This window comes from Methylomonas sp. HW2-6 (genome assembly GCF_052474525.1).
The window spans coordinates 1,384,046-1,403,104 of the sequence record NZ_CP184124.1 but is presented as its reverse complement, the minus strand read 5'-3'; the positions used below and the strand labels follow the sequence as shown (position 1 = coordinate 1,403,104).

Sequence of the window (19,059 nt, the reverse complement as noted above, 5' to 3'; positions counted from 1 at the left end):
TTTTCAGACCATCGGCAGTTGGTTAAACTTGCGCAAACTCTTGTCTACCATGGCCTCCGGAAGGAAACGACGCAGAAAACGCACTTGGCTTGCTTGTTTTCCGGCGGTATAGCGCCTTCTGGGAACTACGGCGGTTGCGGCTTTCAATACCGTTTCAGCGACCACGCTAGGGGCATCGCCCGCACTCACGCCAATCCGCATCAGAGTCGCCATTCGGGTACGTACGGCGTCATAAACGGCCAGCGGTTGATCGGGCTTGGTGATGCTTGCTTCGAACGATGTACGGGTAAACGCCGGTTCCACCAGCACCACTCGGATGCCGAAGGTGCGCAGTTCGTGGTCAAGCGATTCGGAATAGCCTTCAACCGCATGCTTGGTCGCGGCATAGAGCGCGTTGTAAGGCGCAGGGATCAAGCCCAGGACCGAGCTGATATTGACGATTCTGCCTTTCCCTTGACTACGCATGGTGGGCAGCACGGCGTTGGTCACACGGGTAATACCGAAGACGTTGACGTCGAACAGCGCCTGGGTTTGCGCGGTTGAAGACTCTTCCGCGCCGCCGAGCAAGCCGACGCCGGCATTGTTGACCAGCAGATCGATGCGGCCGGTCTGTTTCAAAACCTCGGCTACCGTGTTCTTGACCGACGCTTCGTCGGTCACGTCGCAGGTCAACATCGTGATGCCATCGGCGCTTGCAAGCGCCTTGCGGCTGGTGCCGAATACGCGGTAACCGGCTTGTTGCAGGGCCTTGGCCGTTACCAGCCCGATGCCCGAAGATGCGCCGGTGACCAGGGCTACAGCATTGTCTTTATTGCTCATATCGAATCTCCTTTTGAGGGTGGATAGTCCGTCGACTAAGTGTTACTATCATTTTGAAAGCAATCTTACTATCAAAATGAAACCAAGTCACTACTAAAAATGTATGAACGATAAAAATAATTGCGCCGACCCTTGTCCGATCGCTCGCTGCCTAGCTTTTCTTGGCGACACCTGGAGTTTATTGATACTGCGGGACGCCCATTTCGGCCTGACCCGCTTCGACCAATTTCGGAAAAGTCTCGGTATAGCGCCGACGATACTGACCCGGCGTTTGGCGACGTTAACTGAGGAAGGATTATTGGAAAAACGGCTTTATTCGGAGCGGCCGCCGCGCGAGGAGTATGTATTGACGGCCGCCGGCCGCGACTTTCTGCCGGTGCTCATGATGATTGGCGCCTGGGGGAGCCAGTATCGCGGCGACGGTCCGTTGGTGCGTATCCAGGATGTTGAAACGGGAGAGTATATTAAACCGGTGGCCATCGACGAGGTGACGGGGGCAAAGATAGGCTCGCGGCCGTTACGCTTTGTGTTGCCGGACGAAGGCTGATCAATTCACCCGGCAACCCCTTTTTAACAGATACAATAGCTGGCCATTTCTAAGGCGCATGTCGTCAGTCGTAGTGAGGCGGAAACGAAGTTCCACATGATTACGTTGTATCAATTTCCCAGAGCCTGGAACATTCCCAACCCCGGCCAGTTTTGCGTCAAGCTGGAAACCTATCTGCGCATGGCCGGCATCGAATACCGGATTGCCGAAACTTTGCCCCTCTTTGCGCCCTTCGGCAAGCTACCCTTCATAGAAGACAACGGTCAAAAGCTTGCTGATAGCCGGCTGATTATCGGCTATCTGCGAGAGCATTACGGCGATAGCCTGGATGGGCATTTGTCGGCCGAGCAAAGTGCGCAAGCGCTGGCCTGGCAACGTTTATTGGAAGAACATTTGTACTGGGTGTGCATGTACAGCCGTTGGCAATACGGAGCGGAAAATTGGCACATCAATAAACAGGCGATCTTCCAAGGTTTACAGCAACCCTGGGCGGATGTGGTGGCCGCACTCTATCGGCTGCGGATTCGGGGGCAACTACGCGGCCAAGGCATTGGCCGGCTACCTGCCGCACATATTTTCGAATTGGGCCGGCACGATCTAGCGGCTGTGTCCGCCGCGCTTCAAAACAAGATGTTTTTACTGGGCGATCGGCCCTCTAGCGTCGATGCCTCGGCCTTCGGCGTATTGATCAATCTATTGGCCTGCCCGGTCAGTTCGCCGGTCAAGGATTATGCCTTAACCCAATCCGCCTTAGTCGATTATTGTCGGCGCATTCAAGAACGCTATTTTCCCGAATTGGGCGAACCTAAGTTTGGCGATTGATGGTCCAGCGTGGCGCAAGCCGCACGGATTTCTTCTCGTAGCCAGCGATTGGCAAACTCCTGGTCTTGCAGCGGATGCCAGACCATTACCGTGTCGTAATGCGGTAAATCCAGCGGCAAGGGCACCAATTGTAAAGGCAAAGTCTGAGCAAATTGTTCGGCCGTGCGTTTGGGAAAAGCCATGACCATGTCCGTTTGCGCCACAATCATCGACGCGGATAAAAAATGCGACACGGTCAGCGCCACACGCCGCTCGCGGCCATGTTCCGCCAACCAGCTGTCTACCTGCCCGGTACTGGCGCCGGTTCTGGACACCAGAATATGCGGTAGGTCTATATAGTCTTCCAGCGTTAATGCCGCATTCACTCGCGGGTGGCCGATGCGCGCCACGCAGACCATGAAATCATCGAACAGCCGTTCGCAATGTAGATGCTTGGAGGGATTCAACATCACTTCAAAACCCAGTATCAGGTCTATCTCACCTTGCTCCAGCGCATGCGAAGGAAAATGGCTGCTGGTACGTTTGAAATGAATATCCACGCCCGGTGCCTGTTGGGCCATGCGCGGTGCCAATATCGGCAGGAGCAGAGCTTCCACGTAATCTGTCGCCGCAATGGTAAAAGAGCGCCGACAAGTGGCGGGATCGAACGGCGCCGGCGCGCGGATCAAGCCTTCCACATCTTTGAGTACCGCCGATACCGGAGCCACTAGGGACTGGGCGCGTAGTGTCGGTGTCATACCCGCTGGGGTTTTCACCAGCAACGGATCTTCCAATTGATGCCGCAAGCGTTGCAGCACGTGACTCATTGCCGATTGGCTAATGAACATTTTTTCCGCCGCCCGCGACACGTTGCGTTCCTTCATCAGCAGATCGAAAGCGATCAATAGATTCAAATCAAACGTTCTTAAGTCGGCCATAGTTGGGTTTCCGGAATATAAGCGCGGGCTATGTTACCTAAATGCCGGGGGCGTTTGGCATCAATTATTTTCATAGGCGCATGAATACAAAGCATTTTACCGTCTGCCGTCTCAGGCATAAATTTATCGCCGACGCAGCCGCCGACGCTTAGCTTCCCCCCAAGGAATTTGCAGGTTAGCGCGGTGGCGCGTCGCCTAACTCTCAATCGTGCATCAAGCGCCGGGTTTTGGCGGAATGCTGATTGAGAAAAACAAGGTGGTTAATAGGATCACCAAAACATACTCAAATATCAGGAGAATCATTATGCCTTTGTGGAAAGTCTATCATCCCAGCGGAGCCTTCAGCGCAGAAGACAAACAGGAACTGGCCGAACAAATCACTAACGTCTATGCGGGCGTACCCATCCCAAGATTTTACGCCGTCGTCATTTTCGAAGAAGTATCCAAAGGTAATTGTTTTGTCGGTGGAGTACGTAATGACAAGTTTATTCGCTTCAAGATCGACCAAATCGCCCGGACATTGCCGGGCCCCATCATACGAGAATGGTGGATGCGAACGCTTGACGAAGTCATTGCGCCATTTGTTAAAGAGCGCGGATTCGATTGGGAAATTTCAATTGACGAAACCCCATTCGATCTTTGGTCGCTACAAGGCGAATTACCCCCGCCCTTCGAATCGATAGCCGAAAAACGTTGGGTTGCGGAAAACAAGGCTAGCCCTTACACATACCAAGAAAAACTACCCGCGGGTCACTTTTTACTGTCTCCAGGCGTAACGGGTTAATTCATCCGAGTGACCGGTTCATTGTGACCCGGTCACTTTTTCCACAATCGTCGATACACGTTTCTGATCGCACTATTGGTCTGGCTTTATGCCTCTTAGTAAGGCGGTATCGACTAAAACGAGATAGAAATATGGCTTATCAATCCATCAATCCGTCATCCGGCGAATTACTAGCAGTTTATCCTGAAGTATCCGATTCTGATCTTGAGCTTGCGATTTCGAAAGCCGATCAAGCCTATCGGGAGGAGTGGCACCATTATTCGGTCGATGAACGCGCTAAGGTTATGACGAAAGCAGCATCGATTCTGCTGGAAAGGAAAGAAGAGCACGCGCAATATTTGACGTTAGAAATGGGTAAGCTCATCGGCGAAGCGTACGCAGAAGTAGACATTACCGCCGGGATACTCCAGTACTACGCCAAAAATGCGAAAGAATATCTTGCACCGAAAGCCTTGCCTGAAGCACCGACCGCCCAAGTATCGATCGAATCGATAGGGGTGATTCTGGGTATAGAACCCTGGAATTTCCCTTATTACCAAGTTGCGCGCGTTGCTGGCCCGCAATTGATGGCCGGCAACGTATTATTGCTGAAACATGCGGAAAACGTCCCGCAGTCGGCACTGGCCTTAGCCAGGCTATTCGAAGAAGCCGGCGCCCCGGCCGGTGTGTACACCAATCTATTCGCGACTATCGAACAAATCGGCCGCGTCATCGATGATCCTCGGGTGCACGGCGTCACGATCACCGGTAGCGAAACTGCCGGTGCCGCGGTAGCGGGACGCGCCGGGGGAGCATTGAAAAAAGTTGTGGCGGAAATGGGCGGGAGTGATCCGCTATTGGTACTGGAAGATGCTCCGCTTGAGTCCACGCTCGACAGCGCCTTGTTTGGCCGTATGTTCAACTGCGGCCAATGTTGCGTCGGCTCGAAACGCCTTATTGTGGTGGGGCAAGCGCGCGGCAAGGCGTTTCTGGAAGGTTTTGTCGAACGCATGTCGTCCTTGCACGCCGGCGATCCACTGAATCCGGCCACGACGTTGGCGCCGCTATCCTCGGAAAAAGCGCTGAAGCTGCTGCTCGATCAGATTGCTCAGGCCCAAGCCGGCGGTGCCAACGTCGTACTTGGCGGTAAAAGAATCGACAGACCAGGCTACTTTCTTGAGCCTACCGTCATCACCGAAATAGACGGCAATAATCCGATCTATCAACAAGAACTGTTTGGCCCGGTCGCCGCCATTTACGTGGTCGATAGCGAGGCGCAAGCCATTGCATTGGCCAATGCCACTTCATACGGCCTCGGAGCCTCCATTTTTACCGCCAATGCCGAACACGGCCGTGAAGTCGCGGCTCAAATTGAAAGCGGCATGGTTTTCATCAACCAGCCCGCCTGGACTGCCCCGGAACTGCCGTTTGGCGGGATCAAAAACTCGGGGTTTGGCCGCGAGTTATCGGAGCGCGGTTTTTACGAGTTTGTAAACGAAAAATTGATCAATGTCGCACCGCCCGGCGCTTCGCCGTGGGGGCCGGTCATCCCATCTTAAATAAACCCCATATGTTGGAGAGCTAAAGGAGATGCCTTAATCCGCCAGGCACCAAGAATGCGGAATTTGGTATCTCCAGGCCTGACTTCATTCAAGATAACTTCTAAACCATTACATGAAAAAGCCAAGGCTTTCAAAATTAAACGATCAGCAAGTCCAGCACGGAAATAGTGATGATTGCTCACAGCTGAAAATCCAGTCCAAACTGATATCAAACAGGGAAAAACATGTGACGATGATCTTATCGGGCCCCTTGTTTCCGGTATTGGTTAAATTGGCATTGCCGACAGTTGGCGTCATGTTTCTGTCGGCACTGGTTAGCGTTGCAGAAACTTATTTTGTCAGTTCGTTAGGGGTAGATTCGATTGCGGGCGCATCATTGGTGATACCGATGGTTATGTTGATGATAATGATGTCGAATGGAGGCATAGGCGGGGGAGTATCTTCCGCAGTCGCTCGAGCCATCGGTGCCAGTGATATAGAAAGTGCGGAACGATTGGCCTATCACGCTACCTTGATAGGTATCGCATTTGGCGGGCTATTTACCCTTGTGCTACTGGTATTTGGCCGCCCGATTTACGCATCGCTGGGTGGAACCGGAGATGCCTTACAACAAGCACTGCTTTATTCGGACATACTGTTTGGTTCGGCCACCATTAACTGGGTTTATATATTGCTGCAGTCTGCTTTACGCGGGGCAGGCAATGTCAAAGTGCCTGCGTTGATAACGCTGGGAAATGTCCTAGCCTGTCTATTACTATCGCCCGTATTGATATTGGGACTATTGGGTACGCCGAAGTTAGGAATTGCAGGTGCGGGCTATGCCCAACTGATTTGCAATGCTGCCTCACTGCTTTTAATTATTGGTTACATGCGCTCGTCAAGCAGTATTTTACGGTTACGGCGGCACCGAATTCGTTATCACTATTTCAAGCAAATTTTGGCCGTCGGCTTGCCGTCATCACTCAGTGCTATTTTTTCCAACTTGTCGGTGACCGCGATTACCTCGGTGGTCGGTGTTTTTGGCGTACCGGCCTTGGCTGGCTATGGCATTGCCTCGCGTATGGAGTATTTGCTAATACCGGTCATGTTTGGGTTTGGTACAGCGGTATTGACGATAGTGGGTACCAACATCGGTGCCGGCAATATCAAAAGAGCAAGGCAAGCGGCGTTACTCAATGCCCTGTTTGTTGGCGCTATGGTTGAACTGGTCGGTTTGTCCTTGGCATACCATCCAGGCATTTGGATGAACTTGTTCACTAGCTCGACGGATGTTCTGTTCGTTGGTGAAAAGTACCTAAAAGCAGTCGGGCCGGTGTACGGTATGGTTGCCTTTCTATTTGCGTTTTATTTTGCCGGGCAAGGCGCGGGCAAAGTGTTCTGGCCGATAACCGCAATTTTTACGCGCTTTGCATTCGCTGCATGCGGCTCCATCATTGTATTTCTTTATCACCAGAACATGGACGTCCTTTTTTCCATTATAGCGATTGGAGGATTGATCTCAGGCATGCTAAGCGCAGTAAGCTTTTTAATGCTTTCTGAGAGGGCTAAGCAGATTGAAGTCCAAAGGTACGAAAACGTGCGTTAGCTGTTCGTGTAACCCTAAGGATTTACATCCCTGGGCGCTAACGCCACCGTACCTGAATCTCTTGATTTACAAGGCCGCTGCAAATCTGCAGCGGCCCAACGAAAGTTTTAAGGTCCTGCTGCTTTTCAAAGGCTAAGCTTATTCGCCGGCAATCGCCATTTGCTCAAGCAAAATCGAGCCGACCCGGACATTGCCGCGCAGATCAACGTCGTTGCCGATCGCCACGATATTGCGCAGCATGGACTTTAAATTGCCGGCAATGGTGATTTCTTGGACGGGGTATTGGATAACGCCGTTTTCGACCCAAAACCCGGACGCGCCGCGGGAATAATCGCCGGTCACCCGATTCACGCCCTGCCCCATCAGTTCGGTGACCAGCAAGCCGGTGCCCAACAGCCGCAACATTTCGGCGAAATCGCGGTCGCCCGGCTCGACAATCAGATTATGTACCCCGCCGGCGTTACCGGTAGTTTGCATGCCCAACTTGCGCGCCGAATAGCTACTGAGTATGTAAGATTGCAAAATACCGCTACTGACGATGTCTCGAGCCCGGGTCGCGACACCTTCCGCGTCGTAGCTCGCGCTTCCCAACGCCCGCTTTAACAACGGCTGCTCGTGTATCCGCACAAACTCCGGCAGAATTTGCGTTCCGAGGCTATCCAATAAAAAAGATGACTTCCGGTACAGACTACCGCCGCTGATCGCGCCCAGCAACGCTCCGATCAAACTGGAGGCCATTTCCGGCGCAAACAACACCGGACATTGCCGGGTGCCGAGAGGCCGGGCGTCTAACCGCGCTAGCGTACGTTGCGCGGCTTTTCCGCCGACTTGTGCGGCAGCTTCCAGATCACTCGGGTTACGCGCCACACTATACCAATAGTCTCGTTGCATGGCGTCGCCGCTGCCGGCGAGTACCGAGCAACTCAAGGAGTGCCGGCTGGACTGGTAACCCTGCAAAAAACCCAATGAATTGCCGAACACCCGTGTGCCCTGATGGGTATTGACTGAAGCCCCCTCGGAGTTGCTGATCACAGAGCTATAACTGCGCGCCGCGTTTTCGCACTCGATCGCCAGCTCGATAGCTTGCTCGGCATTGAGCTGCCACGGATGGTTTAAATCGAGATCGGGAAATTCCGTAGCCAACCGCTCGGGATCGGGCAGGCCGGCAAACTCGTCTTCGCTGGCGTAGTGGGCGATACTGCACGCCGCCTTGACGGTTTCCTTCAACGATTCGCCGGAAATGTCATTGGTACTGGCAGAGCCCTTCCTTTTGCCGAAATACACGGTGACGCCAATGCCTTGATCGCAGTGGTACTCCACGGTTTCCACTTCCCCGAGTCGAGCCGACACCGACAGCCCATTGTCCACGCTGAATGCCGCTTCTGCGGCAGTGGCTCCCTGTAGTTTGGCTTCGTCCAACAATTGTTGAACCACATTTTTCAAACGATTGATTTCTTCCTGATTTTGCACGGCAAATCTCTTGTTTAGTCGTTACGCGCACAAGCCGAATGGCTGCACCCTGTATTTCAGACGCTGGTACCGCCAACCGTTAAGCCGTCGATTTTCAACGTCGGCTGGCCGACGCCGACCGGAACGCTTTGGCCGTCCTTGCCGCAAGTGCCGACGCCGCTATCCAGCGCCATGTCGTTGCCGACCATGGACACTTTGGTCAATACGTCGGGACCGTTGCCGATCAGCGTCGCCCCTTTCACCGGCCGGGTGATTTTGCCGTTTTCGATCAGGTACGCTTCGCTGGCCGAGAACACGAACTTGCCGGAAGTGATATCCACTTGGCCGCCGCCGAAGTTGCGCGCGTACAGGCCTTTTTTCACCGAGGCGATAATCTCTTCCGGATCGCTCTGTCCTGGCAGCATGTAAGTGTTGGTCATGCGCGGCATCGGCAGATGGGCATAGGATTCGCGGCGGCCGTTACCGGTCGGCGCCACCCCCATCAACCGGGCATTCAACTTATCCTGCATGTAGCCTTTCAGAATGCCCTTCTCGATCAACACGGTATTTTCAGTCGGCGTCCCTTCGTCGTCGATGTTCAACGAACCGCGCCGACCTTGCAACGTGCCGTCGTCCACCACGGTACACAGATCGGAAGCCACCCGCTCGCCGACTCGGCCACTGAAAGCCGAAGTCCCCTTGCGATTGAAGTCCCCCTCCAAGCCATGACCGATGGCCTCGTGCAACAAAATCCCCGGCCAGCCGGAACCCAAAACCACGGTCATATTACCCGCGGGGGCTTCCTCAGCCTGCAAGTTGACTTGCGCCTGACGGACCGCTTCTTTGCCGTATTCCAGGCCGCGGTCGCTCTCCAGAAAATAGGAATAGTCGCAGCGGCCGCCGCCGCCCATACTGCCTTGCTCGCGCCGGCCGTTTTCGGCCATGATCACCGTGACATTCATTCGCACCAGCGGCCGAATGTCGGCCGCCAACGAGCCGTCTTGATTCGCGATCAGCACGTGGTCATAGGCAGCAATCAGACTGACCATGACTTCTTCGATGCGCGAATCCAACTTTCGGGTTTCCCGATCGACGCGCATCAACAGTTCGATTTTTTGCCGATCGTCCAAAGACTTTAAAGGATTCACGGGGCGGTACAGACACGGCGCTGCGCGAAAGGTATCCACCTTGCGCTGCGCCTGTTGACCATGGCGGACAATGGCTTTCACGTTATTGGCCGCTTCCAGCAAAATCGGCAACTCGATCCGATCGCTGTAGGCAAATCCGGTTTTATCGCCGCTGACGGCGCGCACCCCGGCGCCGTGCTCGATCGAATGACTGCCTTCCTTGATAATCCCGCCCTCCAAAGACCAGGATTCGAAGTGGCTAGACTGAAAATAGATATCGGCGGCATCGACCGGCGCGCTCAGCAACGCGGACATGACTCGATCGATATCCTGAGTTTGCAGGCCGTTGCCGGCCAAAATGGATTGCTTGACTTGTTCTAATGGCATCAGATAGCTCGAAACGGGATGGTAAAGCGCGTCCGGCTACATCACGAAAAACGACGCGATGTAAGCGACGAGCAATGCGGTTAGTGCGAGGGTCACTTTGTTACGCGTCGTGAGCGACAACCAATACAGTTGCAACTCGGTTTTGCGCCGGACCCAGATATTCAGTAGCCGTTGCTTTAAAAAAGCGTGTAACCGCGGCAGAGTCTTCCACAATTTGTAAAATCCGAAACCGAAAATCGAGAGCAGGATGTAAAACGTCACGACCTGACTGCCGTGGCGATCGGATTCGAACAAATATTCGACAATTTCGCCGATATCCAAAATGTGAAAAACCAACTCGACCGCTTCTTCTATTCCCAACTCGACGTATTCGAAAGCCACGTGCAGACCTTCGAACAGCAGATGCATCAACTCCCCCAGCAATTCCAGCGTCACGTCGTACATGACCAGCGCCAAAGCGATGCAACCGACGATGATCAGGTCGAGATTCTTTTTCAACATGGCTAATTCCGCTACACGCCGTCCGCGCCGGTCTCGGGCACCGTCCACTCGACTTTCCAACGTCCTGCGCCGTCGGCCAGAACCCGGTCCAACCAAGGCAGCAGCGTTTCTGCTTGGCTTGCCAGCAACCACGGCGGATTGATAAACAGCATGCCAGACCCCGTCATTCCTCTTCCAGCACCGTCTTCAGCAACACAATGTTCGATGCGTAACTGTTTGGGAATACCGCTTCCGGCCAGTTTACCGATGAAAGCTTCGGTTGCGGCCCGCTCGATAACGGGATACCAGACCGCAAAGATTCCGGTGGCGAAATGCCGATGGCCACTGACCAGAGTAGCGACCACTTTTTTATATTCGTCTCTCATCTCGTAACTGGGGTCGATCAAAATCAATCCGCGGCGCTGAATCGGCGGCAGCTTTTTCGGCAACATTTGCAGACCGTCTTCCTTAGTGACGCTTACCTGTTTGTCCCCGGCGAACAATTGCTGCAACGCGGCAACGTCCGAGCCGTGCAATTCCGACAATAATAACCGATCTTGGGGGCGGGCCAAGCGCTTAACCAATTGCGGGGAACCGGGATAACGCGCCAATTGCCTGCCGGTATTTTCGGCGCGCACCGCCGCCAGATAATCGTGCAACTCGGCGGGAGGCTCAGGCTCGCGCCACACCCTGGAGATACCTTGCCGATACTCGCCGGTCTTTTCGGCGAATTCCGATTTAAATGAGTACTTGCCGGCGCCGGCGTGAGTATCGATGTAAACAAAAGGCTTGGACTTTTGTTTTAACACCGCAACGGTCAAGGCCAGCAGGCTATGTTTTAAAACATCGGCAAAATTGCCGGCGTGAAAACCGTGTCGGTAACTGAGCATATTTGGATATCCGTGGTGCCGGCGGCTGCCGTATACGTTTAATTGAATTTGGCCCTGAAGATAAAAAACACTGCCCCGAGCAAACACAATCCGGCCCAGAGATAGTCCAGTTTCAACGGCTCCTTCATGTAGTACACCGAGAACGGCACGAACACGCCCAACGCGATCACCTCCTGCATAATCTTCAACTGCCCCAGGCTAAGCGAGCTATAGCCGATGCGATTCGCCGGAACTTGCAACAGGTACTCGAACAAAGCCACGCCCCAGCTCAGGAGCGCCGCCACCATCCAAGGCTGGCCATTCAACTCCTTCAAGTGCGCGTACCAGGCAAAAGTCATAAACACGTTACTGCAAACGAGAAGGCCGGCGGAAATCAGCACGGCATTCATGAAACGGCCGATTGGTAGCATTTCTTAAAATCGTCGACGGCTTGTATTCGCGACCGGCGGATCGCCGCCCCGATCTGTTCGCCTTGCAGCCCTTGCCGCAAGGCCGCTCCAGTGTCCACGCCGGCAGCCGCTGCCGCCGCGCCACGAATGTATTCGGCTTGAGGATAACTGCGGTCTTCGAAGCCGCTGCGTCCTCTGGCATCCGCCTCGCAGGCCGACAAAAACTCGTCGAGCCGATTTTCAGGTTTGAAGGCCGCTATCGCTTGCAACATATCGGTCAAGGTATCCGAACGTAGTTCCAGGGCCCTATGGCAATGCGTGTGGTATTCCATGACTTGCATGCTCAAACTTTTGAAGGGTTTGGGAACCCGCAAACGTTCGCAAAAGCGCTCCAACACCCGCAAACCTTTTTTTTCGTGACCGTGGTGACTGGGCCAATGCTCTCTGGGCGTCAAAGCCTTGCCCAAATCGTGCAACAGCGCAGCCAAACGCACCTCGGCTTTCGCAGACAGACGAACGGCTTGCTCCAATACCATTAAGGCATGTACACCGGTATCGATTTCCGGATGGTATTTTTCCGGTTGCGGTACACCGAACAGGGCATCGATCTCGGGGAACACAACGCCCAGTGCACCGCAGTCCCGCAAAACTTGAAAAAACGCCTGAGGCGTACGCTCCAACAGTGCTTTATGCAGCTCCGCCCAGACCCGCTCCGACACTAAGTAATCAGCCTCGCCCGCAGCAACCATATGCTTCATTAACATCATGGTTTCGTCAGCCACGCGAAATCCCAGATGCGCGTAGCGTGCAGCAAAGCGTGCCGCACGTAAAATCCGAACGGGATCTTCACTAAACGCGGGAGATACATGCCGCAACAGCTTTTGCTCTAAATCAAGCCGGCCGCAAAACGGATCGATCAGTACGCCATCGTCGCCGATTGCCATCGCGTTGATCGTCAAATCGCGCCGCTGCAGATCTTCTTCCAAGGTCACGTCAGGATCGGCATGCACGGCAAAGCCTTTATAACCCATGCCGGTTTTGCGCTCGGTCCTGGCCAAAGCATATTCTTCGTGGGTTTCCGGATGCAAAAATACCGGAAAGTCTTTTCCTACCGGCCGAAAACCGCGCGCCACCATCGCCTCGGCCGTTTCGCCGACCACCAGCCAATCGCGCTCCTCGACCGGATAATCCAGTAAACGATCACGCACCGCGCCGCCGACCAGATATGTTTTCATACCCAACAAATCCGCACTAAAAAACGCACAGTATAAATGAGTCGCCAGCATAGCGTCCGGCTTATTCCACCTGCGGAAATCTCTGAAAACGCCACCGAGAGTGATTCAGCCCTAGCCTCATACGCCGACTTTCGCTGAGCTGTTAATCTCCCCAACCAGCCCGGACCTTTTTTCTACACCAGCGAATCAAATACGCGAGCCCCGACTCAGCCCAACGGGCAACACCCCACCCTGCCTGATAAGGCTTCCAAGGCATTGCAAGCGGCGTAACCAACCGGGAACTTTTCGGAACGAAAACAGCTCGGAATCGTGCCGATAGTCTCGAATCCGCTTGGTTGCGCAAAGAAAAACTTCATCGTATACTTCGGTGCAGCTTTCTCGACCAAGCTATCGCACACAACAACAAAACCTCTGGAGGGTATACAAATGAAATGGGAAACACCAGCTTACAACGACATGCGTTTCGGTTTTGAAGTTACCATGTACATCTACAACCGTTAATTATTACGGTTGACCACAAAAAGGGGCAAATTCCTGCCCCTTTTTTTTGCCTGGCGTTTTTCAATCCCGTATCATGCGGCGCTCGTTCACCAATCCGAATCCGACATGAAAATCAGAGTTCTCGGCGCCGGCGCCGGCGGCGGCTTCCCGCAATGGAATTGCAATTGCGACAATTGCGGCCGTTACCGCAGAGGCGAATTCAACGGCAAAGCCCGCACCCAGTCGTCGATTGCGATCAGCACCGACAACCGCAACTGGCTGCTGTTCAATACTTCGCCCGATATCCGCGCCCAACTGGAAGCCTTTCCTGCGATTCAGCCTAAAGAAGGCATTCGCGATACCGGCATTAAGGCCGTCCTGCTGATCGACAGCCAGATCGACCACACTACCGGCATGCTGATGCTGCGCGAAGGCAAGCCCTTAAACGTGTATTGCACCGAGATGGTCAGACAAGATTTGACAACCGGTTTTCCGCTGTTCACGATGCTGAAGGATTACTGCACCGTCAACCATCATCCGATTGCCTGCGACGAAACGCCGTTCGAAATTCCCGGCATCGACGACATCCGCATCTACGCCCACGCGTTAAAAAGCAAGGCGCCGCCCTATTCGCCCCACCGCCACGATCCGCACGACGGCGACAATATTGGCGTCATCGTCGAGCAAATCTCGACCGGTAAAAAGCTGTATTACTCGCCTGGCCTCGGCGAAATCGAGCCGCATGTGTTCAAGGCCATGCAAAACGTTAACTGCCTGATGGTGGACGGCACCTTCTGGACCGACAACGAAATGGTCACGCGCGGCATCAGCCAGAAACGCGCCCGCGAAATCGGCCATTTGCCGCAATCCGGCCCCGGCGGCATGATCGAAGTGTTGAACGGCGTGCCAAACGCTCGTAAGATTTTGATTCATATCAATAACACCAACCCGATTCTCGACGAAGATTCGCCGGAGCGTAAAACCCTGGCTGCCAACGGCATCGAAGTGGCTTACGACGGTTTGGAAATCGACTTATAACAAAGGTGTTACATGACTGCTGATAATCAACCCTGGAGCCGCGAAGAATTCGAAGCCAAATTGCGCGGCATGGAAAAGTACTACCACATTCATCATCCGATGCATGTGCTAATGAACGAAGGCAAGCTGACCAAGCAACAATTGCAAGGCTGGGTCGCCAACCGCTTTTATTACCAAGTCATGATTCCGATCAAGGACGCCAACATCATGGCCAATTGCCCGGACCGCGAGACGCGCGCCAAATGGGTGCAGCGCATACTCGACCACGACGGCCATCCCGGCGACACCGGCGGCATTGAGGCCTGGATACAACTTGGTATCGCAGTGGGTTTGAGTCGCGAGGACATTACATCACTGAAACATGTGTTGCCCGGCGTGCGTTTTGCCGTGGACGCCTACGTCAATTTCGCCCGCCGCGCCGAATGGCACGAAGCCGCCAGCTCGTCGCTGACGGAACTATTCGCGCCGAAAATCCATCAACAGCGCCTGGACAACTGGCCGGACGTGTATCCGTGGGTCGAACCGGAAGGTTATGCTTACTTCCGTAAACGCTTGACCGAGGCGCGCCGCGACGTTGAACATGGTCTTGAATTGACTTTGGACTGGTACAAGACCCGCGAGCAACAAGAGCGTATGCTGGACATCCTGAAATTCAAGCTTGACGTGTTATGGACCATGGCCGACGCGATGTATCTGGCCTACGTCGCCGACATGCCGCCCTATTTCAATATCGAGCAATAACATGCAAACCGCCGAGCGACTACGTTTCAGTGCCGAAGATTACCTGGCTTGGGAAGCAACCCAGGCCGAGAAGCATGAATTCGTCGCCGGCGAGGTGTTTGCCATGGTCGGCGCGCGGCAGGATCATGCTGTCGTTGCCGGCAACATTTTCGCCGCGTTAAAACAACGTTTGCGCGGCACGCCATGCCGGCCTTACGTCACTGATCTGAAATTGAAGGTCGAAGCGGCAGACGCATTTTTCTACCCCGACGTGATGGTGTCCTGTCACCCCGGCGACTTGGGTAACCAACACTATATTTCAAACCCATCGCTCGTCGTCGAAGTGTTGTCCGACTCCACCGCCGACTACGACCGCGGCGGCAAGTTCGTCGCCTACCGCAAGCTGGATTCGCTAAAGGAATACCTGATCGTCGATATCGAAGCCCGCCGCGTGGAATGCTTCCGCCGCACTGCCGACAATGACTGGCTGTTGCACGATTACGTCGGCGAAGCCGATTGCGAATTGATCAGCCTTGGCGTGAGCCTGCCAATGGCGGAAATTTTTGAAGACATCGAAGCCGCGTAAACCGGCAATCACCTTTTCCAAATCCGAAGCCCAATGACGATCAACCCCGACCAAATCCTGCAATTCTCGCCGCTGCACCGCCTGCAATGGGAAGAAGCCCAGCAAAAATACGTGATTCTTTACCCGGAAGGCATGGTCGAACTGAACCAAAGCTCGGCGGAAATCCTCAAGCTGTGCGACGGCGTCCATAACTCGGCACAAATCGTCGCCGAACTGGAAGCCAAATTCGAAACCAGCGGCTTGAGCAACGACATCCACAACTTTCTGAACATCGCCCTGCAAAATGGCTGGATCAAACAAGGCTGACATTACCCCGCCGCGCTGGCTGCTGGCGGAACTGAGCTACAAATGCCCGCTGCAATGCCCGTATTGCTCTAATCCGCTGGACTACGCCAAATATCCTGAAGAACTAAGCACCGACGACTGGAAGCGGGTACTCAGTCAAGCCCGAAAAATGGGCGCGGTGCAACTGGGCTTTTCCGGCGGCGAGCCGCTCACCCGCCAAGACTTGGTAGAGCTGGTGGGCCATGCCCGCGAGCTGGGTTATTACTCCAATCTGATCACCTCCGGCTACGGCCTGACCGAACAGAAAATCGTCGATTTGAAACAGGCCGGCCTCGATCACATCCAGATCAGCATCCAGGCCAGCACCCAGGAACTGAACGACCACATCGCCGGCACCGCGACCTACGAGCAAAAACAGGAAGTCGCACGTTTAATCAAGAAACACGGCTACCCGATGGTGTTGTGCGTGGTGATTCACCGCGAAAACATCCACCAAATGCCGCAAATTCTGGAAATGGCCGAAAACCTCGGCGCCGATTATCTGGAACTGGCCAATACCCAATACTACGGCTGGGCCCACATCAACCGCGATGCGCTGCTGCCGACCAGAGAACAGTTCGAGGAAGCCGAGAAAATTGCCCAGGCCTATAAAGAAAAAGTCGCCGGCAAAATGAAGATTTATTACGTGGTGCCGGATTACTACGAAGACCGTCCGAAAGCCTGCATGAACGGCTGGGGCACGACGTTTCTGACCATCGCTCCGGACGGCACCGCGCTGCCCTGCCATTCCGCTCGCGAATTGCCGGGACTGGACTGCCCCAACGTCAAGGATTACAGCATCGAACAAATCTGGAACGAATCGAAAACCTTTAATTTCTTCCGCGGCACCGAATGGATGCAGGAGCCTTGCCGCAGCTGCGACGAAAAACACAAGGATTTCGGCGGTTGCCGCTGTCAGGCCTATTTGTTTAATGGCGACATGTACAGCACCGATCCGGTTTGCTCCAAATCGCCAGAGCGGCATCGCATAGACGAAGCAATCGCCTCAGCCCGCGCCGCGTCGTTGCCCGGCAACGAAAAGCCGCTGGTGTTCCGTAATTCCAAAAACTCGCGGCAGTTTTAATAGCCCAAGATTGCTCAGCCGATGCCCAGCTCAGGTTTCGGCCGAGCCGGAGGAGGCCACATCCTGAAATTGCATCTTGTGCAATTTCGCATAGGCGCCGTCCTCCCTCGCCAGCAAATCCCGATGGGAGCCTTGTTCGACAATTCGCCCCTTATCCATCACCAATATCACATCGGCATTTTCGATAGTCGACAGACGGTGCGCTACCACTAAGGTCGTCCGGCCTTGCATCACCCGATTTAATGCCGCTTGAATATAGCGTTCCGATTCGGTATCCAGCGCCGAGGTGGCTTCGTCCAGAATCAGAATCGGCGCATCCTTCAGCAAGGCGCGGGCGAGTGCCAGACGCTGGCGCTGGCCGCCGGACAATTTCACGCCGTTTTCGCCGATCTCGGTATCCAGGCCCAGCGGCATGCGGGCAATGAAATCCATCGCGTAGGCGTCGATCGCCGCTTGCTCGATCTTGCTCCGCTCCGCGCCCTGCAATGCGCCGTAGGCGATATTGTTGGCGACCGAGGTGTTGAACAAGGTGACGTTTTGCGTGACCAACGCAATCTGCCGACGCAAACTTTCCAACCGATACCGCTTCAGTTCGACGCCGTCGATCAGAATTTCGCCTTCCGCATAATCGTAAAAACGCGGCAACAGATTGATCAACGTGCTTTTACCGCCGCCGGAAGCACCCACCAAGGCCACGGTCTGTCCGGGCTCAATGGTCAGATCGATGCCATTCAGAGCGGGCGTGTCGCTGCCGGGATAACGAAAACTTAAATTCCGAAATTCGATTCGACCTTGGCAGCGATCGATCTCTACATCGCCCTCATCAATCTCCGCCGGCTCGTCCAGCACCTCGAACAACGACTCGGCGGCGGCGATGCCGCGCAGGATTTCGGAATTGGCGTCACTCAATTGGCGGATCGGTTTAGGCAACAAAAAGGCCGCAGTAAAGAAACCAACGAACTCACCAGGGCTGGATGACTTCATCATGATCAAGGCCAGATACATCATGCCAGCCAAGGCAAAGGAAATCACCAATTGCATCAACGGATTGTTCAGCGAAATCGTCATCATCAACTTGCGGTGCTGGGCCCGGTTTTCCAGACTCGCGGCTTTAAAGCGCTGCCGCTCGTAAGGCTCGCCGACAAAGCTTTTGACGATGCGGTTGCCGGCCACGGTTTCCGAGGTTATTTGGGTCAAGTCGCCGACGGTATCTTGCATATTGCGGCTCAAACGTTTTAAGCGTTTACCTACATAGCGCACCATCGTCGCCACCACCGGCGCCAGCGCCAGGAACACCAGCGACAATTGCCAATTGGTATAAGCCAGATAAGCCAGCAGTCCCAGCGCGGTAAAGCCCTCCCGCACGAAGGAACGGATCGAATCGGACGTCGCTCTGGTCACTTCGCCGATGTTATTGGTGATCCGCGAAATCATATAGCCGCTGTTGTGGCTATCGAAATACTGGACCGACAGGCGCGTATATTGGTTGAAGATTTCGCAGCGCAATTTATGAATCAGATTGCCGGAGATCCTTGCTAGATAGTAGTTCCCCAAAAAAGAGCCGATGCCGCGTACCAGAAACAGCACCACAAACGCCAGCGGCAAATATTGGATGCTCGAACGGTCCGGAGCACCGAAGCTGTCTATGATGCGTTGAATGATCATCACCACAGCCGGCTCGGTACCGGCATAAATCGCAAAGCCAACTGCCACCAGCAAAAACAAGCGCCAGTAGGGCAGCACGAACTTCAGCAAGCGCCGGTAAACCTGACTATCGGTCATCGTGCGTTGCGAATTTTGTAACGTGTCCAATATATTTACCTTTAAAATGTGCGCTTATGTCGATCAACCAGCG

20 protein-coding genes are annotated in these 19,059 nt (G+C 54.3%); 11 read left to right on the top strand and 9 right to left on the bottom strand.

The features are described from left to right. Positions 1 to 3: 3 nt before the first annotated feature. A complete protein-coding gene (locus ACH518_RS07465) occupies positions 4 to 819 on the bottom strand; it encodes an oxidoreductase (RefSeq protein WP_445372445.1) in 816 nt (271 codons plus the stop codon). Between the two features lie 103 nt (positions 820 to 922). Here ACH518_RS07465 and ACH518_RS07460 point away from each other — a divergent pair, with 103 nt between their 5' ends. Together ACH518_RS07460 and ACH518_RS07455 are read left to right on the top strand one after the other, a co-directional pair. Further along, on the top strand, positions 923 to 1,366 hold the full coding sequence (locus ACH518_RS07460; RefSeq protein ID WP_445372444.1) for a winged helix-turn-helix transcriptional regulator: 444 nt from the start codon (positions 923 to 925) through the stop codon (positions 1,364 to 1,366). Positions 1,367 to 1,462: 96 nt separating this feature from the next. Continuing rightward, complete coding sequence (locus tag ACH518_RS07455) at positions 1,463 to 2,188, top strand: glutathione S-transferase family protein (RefSeq protein WP_445372443.1); 726 nt, start codon at positions 1,463 to 1,465, stop codon at positions 2,186 to 2,188. Here ACH518_RS07455 and ACH518_RS07450 read toward each other — a convergent pair. After that, positions 2,149 to 3,105, bottom strand: coding sequence for a LysR family transcriptional regulator (locus ACH518_RS07450; RefSeq protein WP_445372442.1), 957 nt, complete (start codon positions 3,103 to 3,105; stop codon positions 2,149 to 2,151). The genes ACH518_RS07455 and ACH518_RS07450 overlap by 40 nt on opposite strands. Positions 3,106 to 3,409: 304 nt before the next feature. Here ACH518_RS07450 and ACH518_RS07445 point away from each other — a divergent pair, with 304 nt between their 5' ends. From ACH518_RS07445 to ACH518_RS07435, 3 genes are all read left to right on the top strand, one after another. After that, on the top strand, positions 3,410 to 3,889 hold the full coding sequence (locus ACH518_RS07445) for a tautomerase family protein (RefSeq protein ID WP_445372441.1): 480 nt from the start codon (positions 3,410 to 3,412) through the stop codon (positions 3,887 to 3,889). A 23-nt stretch (positions 3,890 to 3,912) separates the two neighbouring features. Then, positions 3,913 to 5,427, top strand: a complete 1,515-nt coding sequence (locus ACH518_RS07440; protein ID WP_445372440.1) for an NAD-dependent succinate-semialdehyde dehydrogenase — start codon at positions 3,913 to 3,915, stop codon at positions 5,425 to 5,427. Positions 5,428 to 5,542: 115 nt separating this feature from the next. Then, positions 5,543 to 7,015 (top strand): MATE family efflux transporter, encoded by a 1,473-nt coding sequence (locus ACH518_RS07435; RefSeq protein ID WP_445372439.1) that lies wholly within the window; start codon positions 5,543 to 5,545, stop codon positions 7,013 to 7,015. Between the two features lie 138 nt (positions 7,016 to 7,153). Here ACH518_RS07435 and pmbA read toward each other — a convergent pair whose 3' ends face one another. Genes pmbA through ACH518_RS07405 form a run of 6 tightly spaced genes read right to left on the bottom strand, consistent with a single transcriptional unit; the run spans position 7,154 to position 12,972 of the window. Beyond that, a complete protein-coding gene (pmbA, locus tag ACH518_RS07430; protein ID WP_445372438.1) occupies positions 7,154 to 8,485 on the bottom strand; it encodes a metalloprotease PmbA in 1,332 nt (443 codons plus the stop codon). Positions 8,486 to 8,541: 56 nt separating this feature from the next. Beyond that, positions 8,542 to 9,978, bottom strand: coding sequence for a metalloprotease TldD (gene tldD / locus ACH518_RS07425; protein WP_140913649.1), 1,437 nt, complete (start codon positions 9,976 to 9,978; stop codon positions 8,542 to 8,544). A 36-nt stretch (positions 9,979 to 10,014) separates the two neighbouring features. After that, the gene (locus tag ACH518_RS07420; RefSeq protein ID WP_278209587.1) at positions 10,015 to 10,479 is read right to left on the bottom strand and encodes a hypothetical protein; all 465 of its coding nucleotides are present in this window, start codon (positions 10,477 to 10,479) and stop codon (positions 10,015 to 10,017) included. 11 nt (positions 10,480 to 10,490) lie between these two features. Continuing rightward, the gene (locus tag ACH518_RS07415) at positions 10,491 to 11,348 is read right to left on the bottom strand and encodes a 23S rRNA (adenine(2030)-N(6))-methyltransferase RlmJ (protein WP_445372437.1); all 858 of its coding nucleotides are present in this window, start codon (positions 11,346 to 11,348) and stop codon (positions 10,491 to 10,493) included. A 38-nt stretch (positions 11,349 to 11,386) separates the two neighbouring features. Then, positions 11,387 to 11,737 (bottom strand): DMT family protein, encoded by a 351-nt coding sequence (locus tag ACH518_RS07410; RefSeq protein WP_445372980.1) that lies wholly within the window; start codon positions 11,735 to 11,737, stop codon positions 11,387 to 11,389. Then, complete coding sequence (locus ACH518_RS07405) at positions 11,734 to 12,972, bottom strand: multifunctional CCA addition/repair protein (RefSeq protein ID WP_445372436.1); 1,239 nt, start codon at positions 12,970 to 12,972, stop codon at positions 11,734 to 11,736. The genes ACH518_RS07410 and ACH518_RS07405 overlap by 4 nt, the downstream gene beginning before the upstream one ends. Before the next feature lie 426 nt (positions 12,973 to 13,398). On the opposite strand from ACH518_RS07405, the gene pqqA reads away from it, so the two are divergent. The 6 genes from pqqA to pqqE all read left to right on the top strand — a co-directional run bounded on the left by pqqA (position 13,399) and on the right by pqqE (position 17,204). Next, positions 13,399 to 13,473 carry a pyrroloquinoline quinone precursor peptide PqqA gene (pqqA, locus tag ACH518_RS07400; RefSeq protein ID WP_054760176.1) on the top strand — a complete coding sequence of 25 codons (75 nt, stop codon included), beginning with the start codon at positions 13,399 to 13,401 and terminating at the stop codon, positions 13,471 to 13,473. 105 nt (positions 13,474 to 13,578) lie between these two features. Next, a complete protein-coding gene (pqqB, locus tag ACH518_RS07395) occupies positions 13,579 to 14,490 on the top strand; it encodes a pyrroloquinoline quinone biosynthesis protein PqqB (protein WP_445372435.1) in 912 nt (303 codons plus the stop codon). Between the two features lie 12 nt (positions 14,491 to 14,502). Next, complete coding sequence (pqqC, locus tag ACH518_RS07390; RefSeq protein ID WP_445372434.1) at positions 14,503 to 15,231, top strand: pyrroloquinoline-quinone synthase PqqC; 729 nt, start codon at positions 14,503 to 14,505, stop codon at positions 15,229 to 15,231. A gap of 1 nt (position 15,232) precedes the next feature. Continuing rightward, positions 15,233 to 15,796, top strand: coding sequence for a Uma2 family endonuclease (locus ACH518_RS07385; protein ID WP_445372433.1), 564 nt, complete (start codon positions 15,233 to 15,235; stop codon positions 15,794 to 15,796). Positions 15,797 to 15,829: 33 nt separating this feature from the next. After that, positions 15,830 to 16,102, top strand: coding sequence for a pyrroloquinoline quinone biosynthesis peptide chaperone PqqD (pqqD, locus tag ACH518_RS07380; protein ID WP_140913642.1), 273 nt, complete (start codon positions 15,830 to 15,832; stop codon positions 16,100 to 16,102). After that, a complete protein-coding gene (pqqE, locus tag ACH518_RS07375; protein WP_140913641.1) occupies positions 16,080 to 17,204 on the top strand; it encodes a pyrroloquinoline quinone biosynthesis protein PqqE in 1,125 nt (374 codons plus the stop codon). Before pqqD ends, pqqE begins: the two co-directional genes overlap by 23 nt. Positions 17,205 to 17,234: 30 nt before the next feature. On the opposite strand, the gene msbA is transcribed toward pqqE, so the two are convergent. Further along, on the bottom strand, positions 17,235 to 18,986 hold the full coding sequence (msbA, locus tag ACH518_RS07370) for a lipid A export permease/ATP-binding protein MsbA (RefSeq protein WP_445372979.1): 1,752 nt from the start codon (positions 18,984 to 18,986) through the stop codon (positions 17,235 to 17,237). Positions 18,987 to 19,059: the final 73 nt, after the last annotated feature.